The following is a 17,240-nucleotide window of genomic DNA, read 5'->3' on the forward strand; positions in this document are numbered from 1 at the left end:
GGAGGAGACACTATGCAGCACCTGAAGCCTGCGAAAACGCTGGCGCTGGCCTCGGCCTGCGTCGCAGCGCTGTGGTCCGGCGCGGCCCTGGCCGACCCTGATCTGTCGGCGGATCTGATGATCGATGGCGAATTGCACATCGTGACCCAGGCTCCGGCGGACGACATCGTTCCGAACCTGCCTGCCCGGTATTCCGGCTGGCTGTTCCGTGATCCTGCCACCCGCGACATGCAAGCCGACGACTTCGAGAACCCGGCGATGCTGGCCGTCGATTCGGGTGCCGAGCTGTGGGAAACCGCGGACGGCACGGCTGGTCAGTCGTGTCAGGATTGCCACGACGATGCCGAGGAAAGCATGGCCGGTGTTCGTGCCCGGATGCCACATGTCAACGCTGACGGCGAACTGTGGTCGATGGAGAACTACGTCAACAATTGTCGCACCGAACGCATGGGCGCAGAGGCCTGGCGTTGGAGTGGTGGCGAGATGACCTCGATGACCGCGTTCATCTCGATGCAGTCGCGTGGCATGCCGGTTGCGGTGCAGATCGACGGTCCGGCCGCCCCCTATTGGGAGCAAGGCCGCGATATGTACTACACCCGCTATGGCCAGTTGGAGCTGTCGTGCTCCAGCTGCCATGAGGAGAGCACGGGCATGATGATCCGCGCCGACCACCTGAGCCAGGGCCAGATCAGCGGCTTCCCGACCTACCGGTTGAAGAATGCCGGCATCGTGTCGATCCACAACCGCTTCCGTGGCTGTATCCGTGACACGCGCGCCGAAACCTTCGCCGAAGGGTCGGAAGAATTCCGCGCGCTGGAGCTCTATGTCGCCTCGCGCGGCATGGGCCTGGACGTCGAAGGCGTCTCGGTTCGTCCGTAAGCGTTTTGGGGGCACGGCTGCCCGTGCCCCCTTCCCCTACCCTGTTCGGATCATTCGGTACTGCGCCGAAATTTTTTGTCCGAACAACATTCATTCCTTTGAAGATTGGCATGTAACGCCGCCCCGTCGTGCCCGCTTCATCTGACCGAGTTTCGGCTCCAAGGAGACTGATCATGATTTCCCGGCGCGAGTTCCTGCAGGCTTCGGTGGCTGCATCTGCCCTTTACGGTGTGTCCGGCTTTGGCAACTGGTCCAAGCTGGCGGCACAACAGGTGCTGACGCAAGACGATCTGCTGCGCTTTGAGAGCTTCGGCAACGTGTCGCTGATCCACGTCACCGATATTCACGCCCAGCTCAAGCCGATCTGGTTCCGCGAGCCCGAGTTCAACTTCGGCGTCGGTGACGTCCGTGGCGTGCCTCCTCACGTCGTCGGGCGCGAGTTCATCGATATGTTCAACCTGACCCCCGGCTCGGCCGATGCCTATGCGCTGACCTATCCCGATTTCGTCGCGCTGGGTCAGGCTTACGGCAAGATGGGCGGCATGGACCGGGTGGCAACCGTGGTCAAGGCGATCCGCGCCGAGCGGCCCGAGGCGATCATTCTGGACGGCGGCGATACCTGGCACGGCTCGATGTCGTCCTATCTGTCGCGCGGTCAGGACATGGTCAACGTGATGAACGCGCTGGGGGTCGAGGCGATGACCTCGCACTGGGAATGGACGCTGGGCACCGACCGGGTGCTGGAACTGGTCGATCAGTTGAATTTCCCCTTCCTTGGGCAGAACATCTTTGACGCCGAGTGGAACGAGCCGTCCGAAGATTTCCCGTCCTACACCTGGTTCGAGCGTGGCGGCGCCAAGGTTGCGGTGATCGGTCAGGCCTTCCCCTATACCCCCATCGCCAACCCCGGTTGGATGTTCCCCGAGTTCAGCTTCGGCATCCGCGACGAGCGGATGCAGGAAATGGTCGACGAGGTGAAAGCCCAAGGCGCCGATCTGGTCGTCGTGCTGTCGCACAACGGTTTTGACGTGGACCGCAAGATGGCCAGCCGCGTGCAGGGCATTGACGTGATCCTGACCGGCCACACCCATGACGCCCTGCCCGAGCCTGTGCTGGTCGGCACGACGCTGCTGATCGCCTCGGGCAGTCACGGCAAGTTCGTCACCCGCCTGGATCTGGATGTGCGCGACGGTCAGCTGATGGGCTTCCGCCACAAGCTGATCCCGATCTTCTCGGACGTTATCACCCCGGACGCCGACATGGCCGCCGTCATCGACGCCGAGCGCGCGCCCTATGCCGCGCAGATGGAAGAGGTGATCGGCCACACCGACAGCCTGCTTTACCGCCGGGGCAATTTTGCCGGGACGTGGGACAACCTGATCTGCGACGCCGTGATGTCCGAGCGGGACACCGAAATCGCCCTGTCGCCCGGCGTGCGCTGGGGGGCCAGCCTGATGCCCGGCGACGCAATCACGCGCGAGGATATCCACGCCGTCACCACGATGACCTATGGTCAGGTCTACCGTTCGGAAATGACCGGCGAGACGATCCACACCATTCTTGAGGACGTCGCCGACAACCTGTTCAACACCGATCCCTACTATCAGCAGGGCGGTGACATGGTGCGGCTGGGCGGCCTTGGCTATTCCATCGACATCACCAAATCCATCGGCGAGCGCATCACCGGCCTGACCCTGCTGCGCACCGGCGAAGCGCTGGACCCCGCGCAGACCTATACGGTCGGCGGCTGGGCTTCGGTCAACGAAGGCACCGAGGGGCCGATGATCTGGGATGTCGTCGAGGAACACATCCGCAAACTGGGCCGCGTGAGCGCCGAGCCGAACGGCTCGGTCATCGTGACCGGCATTTGAGAATATTGAGGGAGCACGCATCATGACCGATCTGTCTGATGACGACACGCACAAGCCCGCCGGCGTCAGCCGCCGTGGCTTTCTGCGCACCGCCAGCCTTGCTGCCGGGGGGGCCGCTTTGGGCGGCGCTGCCAGCGCGCAGCAAGCCGATCCGCTGATCACAGAGGTCCAGGACTGGGCGTCGATGACCGGCGAAGGCGTCGATGCCACGCCCTACGGGCTGCCGATCCGCTTTGAGGACGACGTGGTGCGCCGCACAGTGTCCTGGCTGACCGCCGATCCGATCAGCTCGATCAACTTCACGCCGATCCATGCGCTCGATGGCACGATAACGCCGCAGGGCTGCGCTTTTGAGCGCCACCATTCCGGCGCGATCGAGCTGTCAAAAGACGACTACCGCCTGATGATCACCGGGCTGGTCGACCGCCCGCTGGTGTTTACCTGGGAAGATCTGCAACGCTTCCCGCGCGAAAACCATGTGTATTTCTGCGAATGCGCGGCCAACTCGGGCATGGAATGGGCCGGTGCGCAGCTCAACGGCGCGCAGTTCACCCATGGCATGATCCACAACATGGAATATTCCGGCATCCCGCTGCGGCTGCTGCTGGAAGAGGCCGGGGTGCAGGCTGAGGGCCAGTGGGTGTTTGTCGAGGGGGCCGATGCCTCGTCGAACGGGCGCTCGATCCCGCTGGAAAAGGCGATGGATGACGTGTTGGTCGCCTTCACCGCCAATGGCGAGGCGCTGCGCAAAGAGCATGGCTATCCGGTGCGGCTGGTCGTGCCGGGCTGGGAAGGCAACATGTGGGTCAAGTGGGTGCGCCGCATCGGCGTGAACCACTCGGCTGTCGAAGCGCGCGAGGAAACCTCAAAATACACCGACCTGATGCCCGACGGGCGCGCGCGCAAATGGACGTGGGAGATGGACACGAAATCCGTCATCACCTCGCCCTCGCCGCAAAAGCCGATTACCCACGGCTCGGGCCCCTTGGTGATCACCGGGCTGGCATGGTCGGGCCGTGGCCTGATTGACCGTGTGGACGTGTCGCTGGACGGCGGCGTCAACTGGCAGCCCGCGCGTCTGGGCACGCAGGGCGGGCGCTACGCGCTGTCGCGCTTCTATCTGGAAATCGACTGGGACGGATCGCCGATGCTGCTGCAATCGCGCGCGGTGGATGAGAACGGCTATGTGCAGCCGACCAAGGACGCGCTGCGCGAAATCCGGGGCCTGAACTCGGTCTACCACAATAACGGTATCCAGACCTGGGCCGTCTACGAGAATGGAGCGGTGGAAAATGTCGAAGTCAGTTCTTAAGATCCTCGCGACCACCGCGCTGGCCGGTCTCATCGCCGCTCCGGCAATGGCGCAGACGCTCGGTCTGGGCCGTCCCGCCCTGCCCGAAGAAATCGCTGCCTGGGATGTCGCGGTCGAGCCTGACGGCACCGGCCTGCCCGTCGGCTCGGGCGACGTCTTCACCGGCGAAGACCTGTGGGTCGAAAACTGCGCCAGCTGCCATGGTGACTTTGGCGAGGGTGCCGGGGCCTATCCGGTGATCGCAGGCGGTGAGGACACGCTGACCAACCGCCGCCCGGTCAAGACCGTGGGCAGCTACTGGCCGTATCTGTCGACGGTGTTCGACTATGTCCACCGCTCGATGCCCTTTGGCAATGCGCAGATCCTGTCGGCTGACGATACCTACGCCATCGTTGCCTATATCCTCTACTCCAACGCCATCGTTGAGGATGACTTCACCCTCTCGAACGAGAACTTCACCGATGTTGTCATGCCCAATGCCGAGGGCTTCTATGTCGATGACCGGGTCGAAACCGAGTTCCCGATCTTCGTCCACGACGTCTGCATGAGTGACTGCACCGCGCCGGTGCACATCACCCGCCGCGCCACCGATCTGCAATCGACACCCGAGGGCGCGGTGACGGTCTTCGCACCAGATCGGCCCAGCGGCGTGATGGACGGTGCCGGTGCGCCTGAGGGTGGCGAGGGTGCTGCCGCCCCGGCTGAAGCGCCGGTCGAGGAAGCCGCAGCCGAGCCTGCGATGCCCGCGCTCGACCCCGAACTGGTCGCTGCCGGTGAAGGTCTGTGGCGTCAGTGCCGCAGTTGTCACCAGATCGGCGAGGGCGCGCGCAATGGTACGGGGCCGTTGCTGACGGATGTTGTCGGCCGCCATGCCGGTGGGGTTGAAGGCTTCCGCTATTCAAACCCGATGACGCAGGCGGGCGAAGAAGGGCTGATCTGGACGCCCGAGACGCTGGACGCTTTCCTCGCCGATCCGCGCGGCTATATGCGCGGCACGCGGATGTCGTTCCGCGGGCTGCGCGACGAGGCTGATCGTCAGGCGATGATCGCCTATCTGCAAAGCCAGTCGCAGTAAGCGACAGCGACAAGGAAAAAGGACGGGGCGCAGCGATGCGCCCCGTTTTGCTGTGTCACCCCTCGCCCCGGTCGCTGAGCAGCCGGTCGATGGGCGCGAAATCATCGGTGAAGGTGACAGGCGTGCGCCCGTCGATAATCGCCTGCAGCGAGCTGGCGGCGATCCGCACCGCCGCCCCGTCCGGCCCGTTGATCTGCGGGCGCGGTGACGGTTCATCCCCGGCAACCAGCACGAACACCCGGCGGTTTTCGGATGCGTCATGCGCGGGATCGGCCCAGACCTCGACCGAGGGCCAGACGGCGCGCGCGGTGGTGACGATCGAGGCCAGCACATCCAGCCGGTCCATGTGGTCGATGACGTTCATCAGATAGACGCCGCCGGGGTTCAGCCGCGCATCGACCAGCGCGAAGAACTCGCGCGTGATCAGGTGCTGCGGCACGGCGATGTCGCCAAAGGCGTCGCCGATGATCACGTCATAGGTTGCAGGCTCCCACGCCAAGGTCCGCCGCGCATCGGCGTGCACGATCCGGTCCTCGCCCGGTTCGTACCAGAAATAGTCGATGGCGGCGCGGGTCACGGCCGGGTCGACCTCGGCCACCGTCACAGCCACCGGCGTGCCCCGCGCATGCCAGGCGCGCGGCACGGTATAGGTGCCTCCGCCGATCAGGAACGCCGACCATCCCTCGCGACCCTCCATCCGCAGGCGCGGCAAGCCCTCGAGCATCACACCATGCGGCGTCAGCATCGCCGTGGGGTCCAGCCCGTCCGCCGCGCCATGCACAAGATGATCCAGCACCATCAGCCGCACCGGTGCCTGCGCCGTGCCCTCGTCGATCACGCGGATGCAGAAATAGTCGCTCTCGACCGTGCAGGGGTTCGGCAATGACAACCCGCCCAGCACCAGCCCCAACGGCACAAGCGCCACCGCAGCACCCGCCCCGATCCCGCGCAGCCCGCTGGCCGAGGCCAGCGACATCAGCCCCAGCACCGCATAGACCGCCGCGACCACGGCCAGCGTGCCGACCGATCCCAGCCATGAGATGAACACGAACCCCGCCGCCAGCGTGCCCAGGATCGCGCCCCAGGCTCCGGCGGCGAACATTGCGCCCAAGGCCCTTCCCTTGCGCTCGGGATGGCGCACGACCGCGATCATCGACAGAATGGGTGCCGGGATACCGGCAAAGAAGGACGGCAGAAAGAACACCAGCGAGGTCAGCACCACGATCGACGCCACCGGGCTTTGCAGCGCCGGGATCACCGTCCCGGCCACGCCGCGCAGGATGAACACCGCCGCCGCCGTGCTGGCCGCCGCGCCGAGCATCGCCCAGCCATTGCCCTTGAGCGCGGCCTCTGGCGACCATTCGGCCATGCGCCCGCCCGCCCAATGGCCCGCCGAGAAGCCGGCCAACACCACCGCGATCACCGACGTCCACGTATAGAGCGACATCCCCACATAGGGCGCGAGCATCCGTCCCGCCACAATTTCGACAATCAGGCTTGCCGCGGCGACCGTTGCCTGAATGGTCACCAAACCCCAGAGTCTCTGCATTCCTCGCCTCTTTTCTCAGTTTTATTTCCGACAGCACGACAACACGCGCTCATTTTTAGAATCTACCGCAGTTTTGGCAACGAAGATGCCGGTATTGAACACGATAAGGAAACGGGCCTTGCACGTTTTGGAGACGGTAACATTTTGTTTTTCTTTGATTTATTTCAGAGATTATGGCAGGTTTTGGGCAGATTAGGTCACAAATGAGGTCGGCAACCCGCATTTGATCCGGGTCAGTCTCGACGCAAAAAGGGGATAGCATGTTTTTCAGATTCGGTGGAACGCTCGGCAATTTTGGGTCCGCTTGCAAAGGCGTGATCAACAACGTGGTAATGAAAAATCATTTCGGTCGGCACGGTGACAAGGATGATCACCACGGTTGGGGTCATGGTCATGGACGCGACAAGGATGACCACGACAAGGATCACCACGGCCACCATGACCATCACGGTGGCAGCGATTGCGGTGATGACAATGATGACGATTGCGGCGGCGCTGCTGACGGCGTTGACATCACCATCCCGGAGAATGCCCATTCCGCCATCCTGGTGATCGAGAACAACGACGACAATGATGACGAGTACGATGACTATGTCCGCGTCTACGCGGACGATGTCGAAGATCCCAGCAATCTGGACGACTATGTCGCCGCCGCCGAAGAAGAATACGCAGCCCGCGGCGACGATCTGGATTCGTGCGATGAGGTGCTCAAGGTTGTGGTCGAGGACGCCGATGGCAAGGTCATCAAGGTGCTCTACAAGGACGGCGACGGGAACTACACCGACAAAGACCCGCGTGCGGAAGACGACAGTGATGACTCGGGCGACGACGGCGACAACAGCGACGATGACAACAACGATGATGATGACGACAAGGACTGCGGTGGTATCAGCAAGTTCCTGAAGGTCATCCACGGCCGTCACGATCGCGACGACGACCGCGATGATCACAACGACGATGACGACGACCATGGCCACGGCGGCCACCACTATCAGTGGGCATGCTAAGCCTCAGGCGTCTTGCAGCGATCAACAAACGGCGGGCTTCTGGCCCGCCGTTTTGCTGTCTCAGGGGCGCGGCAAGCTGCGCTGCACCTTGACCGGCCGCAGCACCAGATGAGTCTGCACCTGCGCGATGCCCTCTTGGCGAAACAGGCTGCGCTCCATGAAGTCGTTGAACGCCTGCAGATCGCGACACTGCACCCGCAGGTGGTAGTCCATCGCCCCCGTGGTGGCGTAGCAATCGAGCACCTCATCATGGCGCATCACCTCTTGGGTGAAGCGCTCGACCACCGCGCCCGAATGCCGGGTCAGGGTGATGTGGATGATGGCGTGAAAGCCCAAACCGGCCTTGGCCGCGTCCACCTCGGCCCGGTAGGCGCGGATGATCCCGGCCTCCTCCAAAGCCTTGACCCGCCGCCAGCACGAGCTGGCCGACAGCCCCACCCGCTCGGCCAGTTCCTGATTGGACAAGCGCGCATCGGCTTGCAGCAGATCCAGCAGTTTCCAGTCGATCTCTTCCAGCATCTACGCATACTCTGACAGGATTATCCAGAATTCAGGGTTAGCGCGGAACATCCGTGAAAGAAACCCCCGCCAAAGGGGTAACTCTGGCACCGCTTTTCGCCCGCGCTACGTTATCCTTGTGCAAACAGCATGAGGATAGCCATGAACGCCCCCCTCCGCCCGCTTGACGATTACGCCCTTGATGACCGCTACACCCGCCCCTCGGGCCGGGTCTTTCTGACCGGCACGCAGGCGCTGGTACGCGCGGTGCTGGATCAGGCACGGCGCGACAAGGCGGCAGGGCTGAACACTGCCGGGCTGGTCAGTGGCTATCGCGGCTCGCCGCTGGGGGGTGTCGATCTTGAGATGTGGCGGCAGTCCAAGCGGCTGAAAGAAGCGCATGTCGAATTCCTGCCCGCCGTCAACGAAGACCTCGCCGCAACCGCCATTCTGGGCAGTCAGCAGGTGGAAAGCGACCCGCTCAAAGAGGTGCAGGGCGTTTTCGGGATGTGGTACGGCAAGGGCCCCGGCGTTGACCGCGCCGGTGACGCGCTCAAGCACGGCAATGCCTATGGCTCCAGCCAGCACGGCGGCGTGCTGGTGGTTGCGGGCGATGACCACGGCTGCGTCAGCTCGTCCATGTCGCATCAGTCGGACGTTGCCTTCATGGCGTGGTTCATGCCCTGCCTGAACCCGGCTTCGGTCGCCGAATTCCTGCCCTTCGCCGAATGGGGCTATGCGCTGTCGCGCGCCACGGGCATGTGGGTCGGCTTCAAGGCGGTCTCGGATGTGGTGGAAAGTGCCATGTCGGTCGAGCTGCCCGCAGACCGCGTGTTCCGCGCGCCCGACCTTTCCGACTACCCCGGCGGGCTGCATTACCGCTGGCCCGACCTGCCCGGCATGCAGATCGAAGAGCGGATGGAGGCCAAGAAACGCGCCGTCGCCGCCTTTGCCGAGGCCAACCCGATCGACCGCGCCGAATACAACCTGCCCGAGGCGCGCTTTGGCTTTGTCACCACCGGCAAGGCACATCTGGACCTGATCGAGGCGCTGCGCCTCTTGGGTCTGGACCGCGCGGGCTGCGAGCGGCTGGGGATCGACCTTTACAAGGTCGGCATGGTCTGGCCGCTGGCCCGCCGCGACGCGCTGCGCTTTGTCGAGGGCAAGGATGAGGTGATGATCGTCGAGGAAAAACGCGGCATCATCGAGAGCCAGCTGAAGGAATATTTCTACGACTGGGACGGCCGCAAACCGCGCCACATGACCGGCAAGAATGACGAGCTGGGCGAGCGACTGGTGCCCTGGACCAGCGAGCTGACCCCGCGCCTGCTGCTGCCGCTGATCGCCAAGCGCCTGCATCGCCTGTTCCCGGACGAGGGCTTTCCGGCCCGCGCCGATGCCATCCTCGGCCACCAGCCGCAGGTGTTGCAGATCCCCGGCGCCACCCGCACGCCCTATTTCTGCTCGGGCTGCCCGCACAACACCTCGACCCGCGTACCTGAGGGGTCCAAGGCGCTGGCGGGCATCGGTTGTCACTTCATGGCCAGTTGGATGGGGCGCGAGACGACCAGCCTGATCCAGATGGGCGGCGAAGGAGTGAACCACGCGGCCTCCAGCCGGTTCACCGGGAAAAACCATGTCTTCCAGAACCTTGGCGAGGGAACCTGGTATCACTCGGGCAGCATGGCGATCCGTCAATCCATCGCGGCGGGCGCGAATATCACCTACAAGATCCTCTACAATGACGCCGTTGCCATGACCGGCGGCCAGCCCGTCGACGGCCCGGTCAGCGTGCAGGCCATTGCCGCCGTCTGCCGCGCCGAGGGGGTGACGCGGATCGCGTTGGTCTCGGATGACATCAGCAAGTTCAGCAAATCCGACTACCCCGCCGGCACCAGTTTCCATGACCGTGACGAGATGGACGCCGTCCAGCGCGAGCTGCGCGAGATCGAAGGCGTCACCGTCCTGATCTACGAGCAGACCTGCGCCACCGAAAAGCGCCGCCGCCGCAAGCGTGGCACCCTGCCCGACCCGCAGAAATTCGCCGTGATCAACCCGGCGGTCTGTGAAGGTTGCGGCGATTGTTCCGTCGCGTCGAACTGCCTGTCGGTCGAGCCGATCGAGACCGACCTCGGCCCCAAACGCCGCATCAACCTGTCGACCTGCAACAAGGATTTCTCCTGCCTCGACGGCTTCTGCCCGTCGTTCGTCACCGTTGAGGGCGCCGACCGCCGCAAACCGGCACCACAAGCCCGGCCCGAGGTCGAAGCGGCGCTGGCCACCCTGCCCCTGCCCACGCTGCCCGATGCCGAAAGCTGGGATCTGCTCGTCACCGGCGTCGGCGGCACGGGCGTGGTCACGGTCGGCCAGATCACCGCGATGGCGGCACATCTGGAGGGGCGCGGCGTCTCGGTGCTCGATTTCACCGGCTTTGCGCAGAAATTCGGCCCGGTGCTCAGCTACCTGCGGCTGGCCCGTACGCCCGCCCTGCTGACGCAGGTGCGCATTGACAGCGCCAGCGCCGATGCGCTGATCGGCTGCGATATCGTCGTGTCCTCGTCGCCCAAAGCCTCTACCTGCCTGAACCCGCAAACCCGTGCCGTGGTGAACCTCGCCGAGATGCCCACTGGCGACATCGTGCTGAACCGCGACGCCTCGCTCAAGGTGCCCGCCCGCTTGCGCGCTCTGGATGGCGCGGTGGGCGATCTGGGCGCGCTGAACGCCGGACGCGTGGCCGAGGAGCTGCTGGGCGACATGGTCTTCGCCAATATGCTGATGCTCGGCTTTGCCTGGCAGCGCGGACTGGTGCCAGTGGGGCTGGACGCCCTGCTGCGCGCGATCACGCTGAACGGCGTGGCGATTGCAGCCAACACCCGCGCCTTTGCGCTGGGGCGGCTGGCGGCGGTGAACCCGGATCTGTTCCGCGAAAAGACCCCTGAGGTCGAGCCGGTCGAACACCTGATCAACCGACGCGCCGACGCGCTGACCACCTATCAGAACGCCGCCTATGCCGCCCGCTTCCGCAGGGCGCTGGAGCCGGTGATGGGCGATGAGGCGCGCGCCCGTCTGGCCGCCAACTCGCTGTTCAAACTGATGGCCTACAAGGACGAATACGAGGTCGCCCGCCTGCACCGCGATCCCGCCTTTGCCCAGCAGATCGCCCGCGACTTTGGCGACGGGGCCAAGCTGAGCTATCACCTCGCCCCGCCGATGCTGCCCGGCACTGACGGACGCGGCCGCCCCAAGAAGCGCCGCTTCCCCGGCTGGGCGATGCGCCCAGCCTATGCGGTGCTGGTGCGCATGAAGCCGCTGCGCGGCACGGCACTGGACCCGTTTGGCCGGACCGAAGAGCGGCGCATGGAGCGCGGGCTGATCGACTGGTTCGAGGGGCTGATCCGGACGGCGGCAACCTGCGACGAAACGACCGCACACGCGCTTCTGACCGCCCCGATGGGGATTCGCGGCTACGGTCCGGTGAAAGAGGCAGCCGTGGCCAAGGTGAAGCGTGAGGTCGAGACGCTTCTTTCCCAGAAATAACCCACAGCCGCGCCTGTGCATAACTTTTGTGGACAGGCGCGGCTGTGGATTGTCGAAGAATCACCGTCTGCGGCGCAGATCAATGGCCGGAAAACATCGCGGCGCAGTCCCTTTTCGGCGGCGTTTAGTTTCAATGTCTTATAAGTCTTTCTTAAGCGTTTCAGCCTGGTTAACAGGGGCATGGGCGCGCCCAGGACAGGCCCGTAAGTCACCCTGTTTTATTGCCTTACATTTATGAGCCTGTGGATAGATTCGTGTATGAAATTCGCCACGAGCACGCTCATTCAGCGTCGATATGCACAGGGTGAACCCGTCGATTTCACTAAATGTCTGGCAATACGATCAAGCGACCCGGCACCCGCAACGCAGCCCGTGTTAGCGGAACCATTTGCTTTTCAGCGCTGAAGCCTCTATCGCGAAACGACATGTCGAATGAGGCCGCCGATGAATCCTGCCCTGCAAAGTCATGCCACACGCAGCCTGTGTGATCTCGCGCCGGTGATCCCGGTTCTGGTGATCGAGGATCTCGCCCATGCCGAGCCGCTTGCCCGTGCCTTGGTGGCCGGGGGACTGCCGGTGCTCGAAGTCACGTTGCGCACAGAATGTGCGCTCGACGCTATGGCGGCGATGGCGACAGTACCGGGCGCTCGGGTCGGTGCGGGGACGGTGCTCAGCGCACATGATGTGAAACGGGTAAAGGCGGCGGGTGCAACCTTTGCCGTCTCGCCCGGTGCCACGCCGGCGCTGATCGCGGCCTGTGCCGCGCAGGGCCTGCCCTTGCTGCCGGGCGCGGCCACGGCAAGCGAGGTCATGGCGCTGCTGGAACTCGGCTACCGGACGATGAAATTCTTCCCCGCCGGTCCCGCCGGTGGCCCGGCCCTGCTCAAGGGCCTCTATGGTCCGCTGCCGCAGGCGACCTTCTGCCCGACTGGCGGCGTCAGCCCGCAGAACGCCGGTGAATACCTGTCGCTGCCCAACGTCGCCTGCGTCGGCGGCAGCTGGGTCGCACCGGCCAAGATGATGGCGACGGGCGATTGGGAAGGCATCACGGCGCTGGCACGGCAAGCGGCAAGCCTGAGCCGTTAATCGAACGACCCGCCGCGCCCGGCCCCTTGAGCAAAGCGGGTCGCCCCGGCGATGCCCTCGGCCAAAACCATCCCGGCGCTCGCCCATTCGCGCTTGAGCGCGGCGGCCAGATCTGCCGGGGCCATGCGGCCTGAGAGAAAGTCGGCGCGCATGCAGCCCTGCGGAAACCGCGTGAGGCTGTCGGCCAGCGCCAGCGCGGTCTCAAGCGCCGCGCCCGGCGCGGTAACGCGGTCGGCCAATCCTATCCGCGACGCCTCATCCGCCCCCACCGGCCGGCCCGTCAGGATCAGGTCATTCGCCCTGCCTTGACCGACGACACGCGGCAACCGGACCGTACCACCGTCGATCAGCGGTACACCCCAGCGGCGACAGAACACGCCAAAAGTCGCGTCCTGCGCCATGACGCGCAGATCGCACCACAGCGCCAGCTCCATCCCGCCCGCAACCGCCGGCCCTTCGACGGCGGCGATCACCGGCTTTGACAGCATCAGGCGCGATGGTCCCATCGGACCGGGTCGCGGATCGGTCACCGGATCGGCCCAGTCAGCGGGCAAATCCAACCCACCGATCCAGTCCGCCCCATCCCCCGCCGAGGCCGATTTCAAATCGAACCCCGCGCAGAACGCCCCGCCCGCACCGGTCAGGATGGCGACATCGACGCTCTCATCCGCCTCGAACGCCAGCGCCGCGTCGTAAAGCGCGCGAGCCAAGGCGGGGTTCACCGCGTTCCGGGCCTGCGGCCGCGAGAGGGTCCAGACCCGTATCCGCCCCTGCGTTTCGATTGTCAGCACATCAGACCTCCTCGATCGCGAGCACGCCCTCGATCGCCCGGACCTGCTGTTTGAGCAGTGGCGTCACGGGCACCTGACGGCCCGAGTCGATCTCGATCTCGCCGCCGGTCAGCGGGTCCGGCACGCAGAACCGCAGCGGGCCAAAGGCCTTGCGCGGCGCGTTGGGCGGCAGGTTGTCGAAGACGTCGAGCAGCTCGCTGAGCGCACCGGGCGCTTCCAGCCGCACCCGCAAGCCAGCGGCCCCGGCATCGGCGACCACATCGTCAATCGGTGCAGCCCCGCGCGCCAGCAGCTTGAGCGTGTCGCCCTCAAGCGTCGCCTCAACGGTCAGCACGACATTCATGCCGGTTTCCAGATGCTGACGGGACGCTTCCAGCGTTTCCGAGAACACCGTCACCTCAAAAAGCCCGGTCGGATCAGAGAGCTGCACAAAGGCGAAACGGTTGCCGCGCGCCGATTTACGCTCTTGACGCGAGCTGACCGATCCCGCGATCCTTGCCACAAGCGCGCCGCTTTGCGCCTTGCGGGTCAGCTCGGCCAGCGTGACCACGTCCTTGCGCTTAAGCGCCCCGGCGTAGTCATCCAGCGGATGGCCCGACAGGTAAAAGCCAATCGCCGCGTGTTCATGCGTCAGCTTGTCGGTCGGCAGCCAGTCGCCGGCCTTGCCCAGACGCGGCGGCGGCAGGTCGTCGCCGCCGGCAAACAGCGAGTTCTGGCCGGAATTGGCCGCCTCGAACACTGCCGCCGAATAGGCGACCAGACCGTCAAGGCTGTCGAACACCCGCTTGCGGCTCTTTTCCAGCATATCGAACGCCCCGGCGCGGGCGAGCATTTCCAGCGGGCGCTTGCCGACCTTCTTCATGTCCACGCGGCGGGCGAAATCGGTCAGATCGCGGAACGGCGTGTCGCCGCGCGCCTCGACCAACAGGCGCATGACCTCCATCCCGACGTTTTTCAACGCGCCCAAGGCATAGACCAGACGCCCCTCAACCACGCTGAACGTCGCCAGCGAACGGTTGACGCAAGGGGGGACAATCTCGATCCCCATCCGGTCGACTTCGCGCTTATAGACCGCCAGCTTGTCGGTCAGATGGATATCGCAGTTCATCACCGCGGCCATGAATTCAACCGGGTGATTGGCCTTCAGCCAGCCGGTCTGATAGCTGACCACGGCATAGGCGGCGGCGTGGGATTTGTTGAAGCCGTAGTTGGCGAATTTCTCCAGAAGGTCAAAGACTTCCCCGGCTTTCTTCGCGTCGATTCCGTGTGTCGCCTTGGCCCCGTCGATGAACTTGGGTCGCTCTTTCGCCATCTCCTCGGCGATCTTCTTACCCATCGCCCGGCGCAGCAGATCGGCGCCGCCCAGCGTATAGCCGCCCATCACCTGAGCGATCTGCATCACCTGCTCCTGATAGACGATGATGCCCTGGGTTTCGGCCAAAATGGGATCGATGGTCGGGTGCAGCGACTCCAGCTTCTTGGTGCCGTGCTTGACCTCGCAATAGGTCGGAATGTTCTCCATCGGGCCGGGACGATAAAGCGCCACCAGTGCCACGATATCCTCGATACAGGTCGGCTTCATGCGCCGCAGCGCGTCCATCATGCCCGAGGATTCCACCTGGAACACGGCGACGGTCTTGGCTTCGGCGTAGAGGCGATAGGTGCGCGGATCATCGAGCGGGATCAGGTTGATCTCGTTCTCGGTCCCGGCGGGCGGTTCGTACAGCACCTCGCCGCCCGGCGCGATATGCAGATCACGGCCCGAGGTGCGGATCAGGTCGATGGCATTCTGAATAACCGTCAGGGTCTTCAGGCCCAGAAAGTCGAACTTGACCAGCCCGGCCTGTTCGACCCATTTCATGTTGAACTGCGTGGCGGGCATGTCCGAGCGCGGGTCGCGGTAGAGCGGCACCAGCGCGTCAAGCGGCCGATCCCCGATCACCACCCCGGCGGCGTGGGTCGAGGCGTTGCGCAGCAGACCTTCAACCTTTTCGGCAAAATCGAGCAGCCGCCCGACAACCTCTTCCTTGGCCGCTTCGCGCAGGCGCGGCTCATCCGCCAGCGCCTTGGTGATCGACACGGGCTTGACCCCCTCGACCGGGATCATCTTGGAAAGCTTGTCGACCTGCCCATAGGACATCTGCAACACGCGGCCCACGTCGCGCACCGCCGCCTTGGACAAAAGCGCACCGAAGGTGATGATCTGGCCCACTTTTTCGCGGCCATACTTCTCTTGCACATAGCGGATCACCTCTTCGCGGCGGTCCATGCAGAAGTCGATGTCGAAGTCGGGCATCGACACGCGTTCCGGGTTCAGGAAGCGCTCGAACAGCAGCGCATAGCGCAGAGGGTCAAGGTCGGTGATGGTCAGCGCATAGGCCACCAGCGAGCCTGCGCCCGATCCCCGGCCCGGTCCCACCGGAATCCCCTGATCCTTGCCCCATTTGATAAAGTCGGCAACGATCAGGAAATAGCCCGGGAATCCCATCTTCTCGATGATCCCCAGCTCGAAATCCAGCCGCGCCTGATATTCCTCAGGCGTCACCGCATGAGGGATCACCTTGAGCCGGTTTTGCAGCCCCTCATTGGCCTGACGGCGCAATTCCTGCACCTCGTCATCGGCGAATTTGGGCAGGATCGGATTGCGTTTGTAAGTGGCGAATGCGCAGCGTTTGGCAATCTCGACGGTGTTTTCCAGCGCTTCCGGCAGATCGGCGAACAGCGCGGCCATCTCGTCCGGCGTTTTGAGATAATGCTGCGGCGTCAGGTGGCGGCGCGGTTCCTGCTGGTCGACATAGGCGCCTTCTTTGATGCACAAAAGCGCGTCATGGGCCTCGTACATCTTGGCGTCGGGGAAATAGACGTCGTTGGTGGCGACGATGGGCAGATCCATCGCATAGGCCATCTCAAGGAACGGGCGCTCGGTGCGCTGCTCGGCCTCGGTCAGCGCGCCACCTTCGCCGGGGTGGCGCTGGAATTCGACGTAGAAGCGCTCGGGGTAGGTTTCGGCAAAGAACGCCATCAACTCACGCGCCCGCGCGCCCTGCCCCTCACGGATCAGCCGCCCGACCACGCCGTCGGGCCCGCCCGACAGACAGATCAGCCCGTCGGCATGCTGGGCCAGATCCTGCGGCGTGACATGGGGCAGCGAGCCATCCGTGCGCAAATAGAGGCACGAATTCAGCTTCATCAGGTTCTCATAACCCGTTTCGGTCTGCGCCAGCAGCACCAGCGGAGCGGCAGGCCGGGGCTTTTCGCCCGTCTGCTGCACGGGCAGTTGCACATCGACCTGACAGCCGACAATCGGCTGAATGCCAGCACCCTTGGCCAGCACGGAAAATTCCAGCGCGGCGAACAGCGCGTTTGTGTCGGTAATCGCCACGGCGGGCATGTCGCGCTTGCCGCAGGTCTTGATTAGTGCCTTGACCGGAACCGCGCCTTCCAGCAACGAGTATTCGGTATGCACACGCAGGTGAATGAATCGAGGGTTGGCCATGGTTCCAGCTTATCCGGCAGGCAGTCGCGCGCAAGGGCGGCGCTATTTTCAACAGATGGGCGAAAATGCTTCTCAGGGCCGCAGCAAGTCTGTGCTTGCCTGAAAAGCCCGGTCACTGTTCACTGAACGTTAAGAACAA

The 17,240-nt window shown here is 64.3% G+C and carries 11 protein-coding genes; 7 read left to right on the plus strand and 4 right to left on the minus strand.

Features of this window, described 5'->3' with window-relative positions; translation table 11 throughout:
- Nucleotides 1-12 precede the first annotated feature (12 nt).
- From soxA to EAE28_RS17395, 4 genes are all read left to right on the plus strand, one after another.
- Nucleotides 13-879, plus strand: coding sequence for a sulfur oxidation c-type cytochrome SoxA (gene soxA / locus EAE28_RS17380; protein ID WP_127108618.1), 867 nt, complete (start codon nt 13-15; stop codon nt 877-879).
- A 173-nt stretch (nt 880-1,052) separates the two neighbouring features.
- Nucleotides 1,053-2,750 (plus strand): thiosulfohydrolase SoxB, encoded by a 1,698-nt coding sequence (soxB, locus tag EAE28_RS17385; protein ID WP_127108620.1) that lies wholly within the window; start codon nt 1,053-1,055, stop codon nt 2,748-2,750.
- A gap of 22 nt (nt 2,751-2,772) precedes the next feature.
- The gene (soxC, locus tag EAE28_RS17390) at nt 2,773-4,062 is read left to right on the plus strand and encodes a sulfite dehydrogenase (RefSeq protein WP_127108622.1); all 1,290 of its coding nucleotides are present in this window, start codon (nt 2,773-2,775) and stop codon (nt 4,060-4,062) included.
- The gene (locus tag EAE28_RS17395) at nt 4,043-5,137 is read left to right on the plus strand and encodes a c-type cytochrome (RefSeq protein ID WP_127108624.1); all 1,095 of its coding nucleotides are present in this window, start codon (nt 4,043-4,045) and stop codon (nt 5,135-5,137) included. Before soxC ends, EAE28_RS17395 begins: the two co-directional genes overlap by 20 nt.
- 55 nt (nt 5,138-5,192) lie before the next feature.
- Here EAE28_RS17395 and EAE28_RS17400 read toward each other — a convergent pair whose 3' ends face one another.
- Nucleotides 5,193-6,686 (minus strand): fused MFS/spermidine synthase, encoded by a 1,494-nt coding sequence (locus EAE28_RS17400; protein ID WP_127108626.1) that lies wholly within the window; start codon nt 6,684-6,686, stop codon nt 5,193-5,195.
- Nucleotides 6,687-6,946: 260 nt separating this feature from the next.
- Between EAE28_RS17400 and EAE28_RS23830 the strand changes: the two genes are divergently transcribed.
- Nucleotides 6,947-7,693, plus strand: a complete 747-nt coding sequence (locus EAE28_RS23830) for a hypothetical protein (protein ID WP_164736690.1) — start codon at nt 6,947-6,949, stop codon at nt 7,691-7,693.
- A gap of 60 nt (nt 7,694-7,753) precedes the next feature.
- Here EAE28_RS23830 and EAE28_RS17415 read toward each other — a convergent pair whose 3' ends face one another.
- Complete coding sequence (locus EAE28_RS17415) at nt 7,754-8,212, minus strand: Lrp/AsnC family transcriptional regulator (RefSeq protein ID WP_127108633.1); 459 nt, start codon at nt 8,210-8,212, stop codon at nt 7,754-7,756.
- 141 nt (nt 8,213-8,353) lie between these two features.
- Here EAE28_RS17415 and EAE28_RS17420 point away from each other — a divergent pair, with 141 nt between their 5' ends.
- A complete protein-coding gene (locus EAE28_RS17420) occupies nt 8,354-11,728 on the plus strand; it encodes an indolepyruvate ferredoxin oxidoreductase family protein (protein ID WP_127108635.1) in 3,375 nt (1,124 codons plus the stop codon).
- 444 nt (nt 11,729-12,172) lie between these two features.
- Nucleotides 12,173-12,814 (plus strand): bifunctional 4-hydroxy-2-oxoglutarate aldolase/2-dehydro-3-deoxy-phosphogluconate aldolase, encoded by a 642-nt coding sequence (gene eda / locus EAE28_RS17425; RefSeq protein WP_127108637.1) that lies wholly within the window; start codon nt 12,173-12,175, stop codon nt 12,812-12,814.
- On the opposite strand, the gene EAE28_RS17430 is transcribed toward eda, so the two are convergent.
- Together EAE28_RS17430 and dnaE are read right to left on the minus strand one after the other, a co-directional pair.
- The gene (locus EAE28_RS17430; RefSeq protein ID WP_127108639.1) at nt 12,811-13,605 is read right to left on the minus strand and encodes a crotonase/enoyl-CoA hydratase family protein; all 795 of its coding nucleotides are present in this window, start codon (nt 13,603-13,605) and stop codon (nt 12,811-12,813) included. The genes eda and EAE28_RS17430 overlap by 4 nt on opposite strands.
- Before the next feature lies 1 nt (nt 13,606).
- Nucleotides 13,607-17,101, minus strand: coding sequence for a DNA polymerase III subunit alpha (gene dnaE / locus EAE28_RS17435; RefSeq protein WP_127108641.1), 3,495 nt, complete (start codon nt 17,099-17,101; stop codon nt 13,607-13,609).
- Nucleotides 17,102-17,240 lie beyond the last annotated feature (139 nt).

Source organism: Pararhodobacter zhoushanensis (assembly GCF_003990445.1).
GTDB classification, from domain to species: domain Bacteria; phylum Pseudomonadota; class Alphaproteobacteria; order Rhodobacterales; family Rhodobacteraceae; genus Pararhodobacter; species Pararhodobacter zhoushanensis.